The organism is Inquilinus sp. CA228, from assembly GCF_052078665.1.
Classification (GTDB): Bacteria; Pseudomonadota; Alphaproteobacteria; order DSM-16000; family Inquilinaceae; genus Inquilinus.
In genome coordinates, this window is record NZ_JBQJIK010000173.1 from 1 (window position 1) to 2013 (window position 2013).

3 protein-coding genes are annotated in these 2013 nt (G+C 74.4%); all 3 read right to left on the reverse strand.

Annotated features, from left to right (window positions below; translation table 11 throughout):
* A partial coding sequence (locus ACTOWL_RS37795; RefSeq protein WP_441326453.1) for a phage late control D family protein occupies positions 1-1022 on the reverse strand: 1022 nt, incomplete at its 3' end.
* Positions 1019-1792, reverse strand: a complete 774-nt coding sequence (locus tag ACTOWL_RS37800) for a hypothetical protein (protein ID WP_441326454.1) — start codon at positions 1790-1792, stop codon at positions 1019-1021. The genes ACTOWL_RS37800 and ACTOWL_RS37795, both read right to left, overlap by 4 nt.
* A partial coding sequence (locus ACTOWL_RS37805; protein ID WP_441326455.1) for a hypothetical protein occupies positions 1780-2013 on the reverse strand: 234 nt, incomplete at its 5' end. The genes ACTOWL_RS37805 and ACTOWL_RS37800, both read right to left, overlap by 13 nt.

Below are 2013 nucleotides of genomic sequence, written 5' to 3' on the forward strand. Positions count from 1 at the left end.
ACGCACCGCTTCGACGATGCCGGCGGCTCGGTCGAGAATTCGGTGTCGTAGCCGCCGGCATCGTCGAAGCGGTGCGTCGTGCAGGTCACGATGCAGCGCCCGTCGACGCTGCCGCCGACCCCGTCGAGCCGCAGCGGCCGGCCGGGCCGGATGCGTGGGTCGCCCTCGGCCTCGCCTTCGACCACGACTTCGCGTGCGACCGCCCGGTCGATATCGGCCTGCGCCAATGCCCGGGCCTCGTCCGCATCGGCGGCCAGGCGGTTGACCAGGATGCGTTCGCCGAAGCCCTCGAAGGCGGCGAGGCCGATGCCGCGCAGCTCCATCTCGTCCTGGCGGGCCAGGGTCGCCGCCGCCGCCACGCCGGCCATCCGCGAGATGTCCCAGCCTTCCGTCCGGGCGCTGCGGCGCAGCGCTTCGGCGCTGGTCGTGGCGCGCACCGACAGCAGGTCGCGTCCGAGCCGGAGATCGATCTCCTCGCCCTCCCCGGCCAGGGTGATGAGCCGAAGCGTGCCGTCGTCGAGGGTGAGGTAGAGCCCGGCGTCCAGCGCCAGGTCGGCGAGGAAGTCGAAATCGCTCTGGTCGTGCTGGATCAGCCGGCTGCGGCGGGGGCCGTCGGCGGCTCCGTCCGAGGCCAGGCCGAGATCGCCCGCGGCCTCGCGCAGCAGATCGGCCACCGAGGCATCGGCCCAGCCGCGCACCCGCTGGCGCTTGCGCAGCCGGTGCAGCCGATCATAGGCGCGGAGGCGCAGGACGCGGCCATGGGCGGCGTCGCGCTGCAGCTCGATGACGGTGACCTCGCCGTCGAACAACGGCCGCGTGTCCGCCGACAGCGCCAGCGTCATGCCGATGGCGCAGCCGTCGATCAGCTCGCCCGGCGGATCGGCGAAGACGAGGTCGGCCAGGCTCGGCGCACTCAGCACCTGCCGGACGAGAACGGTGGTGACGCAGCGAGCCGATTCTTCCGGCAGCGTCGTGCCGTCCAGGGTGACCCGCAGCGCGGGCGGGGCGAGTGAGATGGTCATGGCCGCCCCGTCAGACTGCTGATCGGCGGCAGCGACAGCCGCAGCATGTCGTAGGCGCGGAGCAGGTCGTCGAGGCCGTTGTATTCGGCCAGCGGACGGGCCAGGTCCGGGTTGCCGTAGCGGTCGGCGGCGATCTGGTCGAGCCGCAGCATCAGCAGGCCGTCCTGGTCGGCCGGGATCTCGAGCACGGCGTCATGCAGCCGCTCGTGCTGGTCCTCGGGCCCCTGGGTCTCGAATTGCGGCGTGACCGGCTGCCGCGGGACCGGGCGGGACTCGCTCTCCGCCACCCGCCGCAGCCGCAGGCTCAGCCAGGACCGCCCGGGCGCACCATTGGCGTCGAAGCGCTCCAGCCGTTCCGCCACCGCCAGCACCACGCCCAGGATGTTCCAGGACCTGCCCCAGATCAGCCGGAAGAGGGGAGGCGCGCCGTAGCCGTCCGCCCCCTCCCCGTTCTCGGCCAGGTCCCACAGCGGCCGGGTCAGCTCGCGGACATCGGTGGGGCCTGCCGGCACCGGCGGCGTCTGCGCCCCCGTGCCCAGCCGCCCCTCCTGGGCGATCTCAATGTCGAACAGCAGCCGCAGGTCGATCTCGGTGGCGCCGCCGCCGGTGGCGATCAGCGGGTCGTCCGACCGGGCGTGGCCGGTGACGATGCCGCCGGCGCCCCGCCGCGCGCGCAGCCCGGCGACTCGGCGCAGCTCGAGATCCTCCGGGTTCAGGAGGCACGAGATGCGGTCGCCGGTCGGCTCGATCAGGAAGGCTACGCGCTCCACAGCCCGACCTCCTGTTCCTGCCGCAGCCGGTCGAAGCGCGGCGGGTCGACCGGAGCGTCGCCGATCCGCGCCGGCTCGGTCCAGGGCAGCGCCGGCCAGCCGGACCGCGACGGCCGGACCGGCCGCGACGGATCGACCGCCTCGACGCGGCGGGACCGGGTCGGCTCGACCGGATGCTCGGGCCGCCGGCCGGCCGGCGTCAGGGCCGCCCAGCCTTCCGC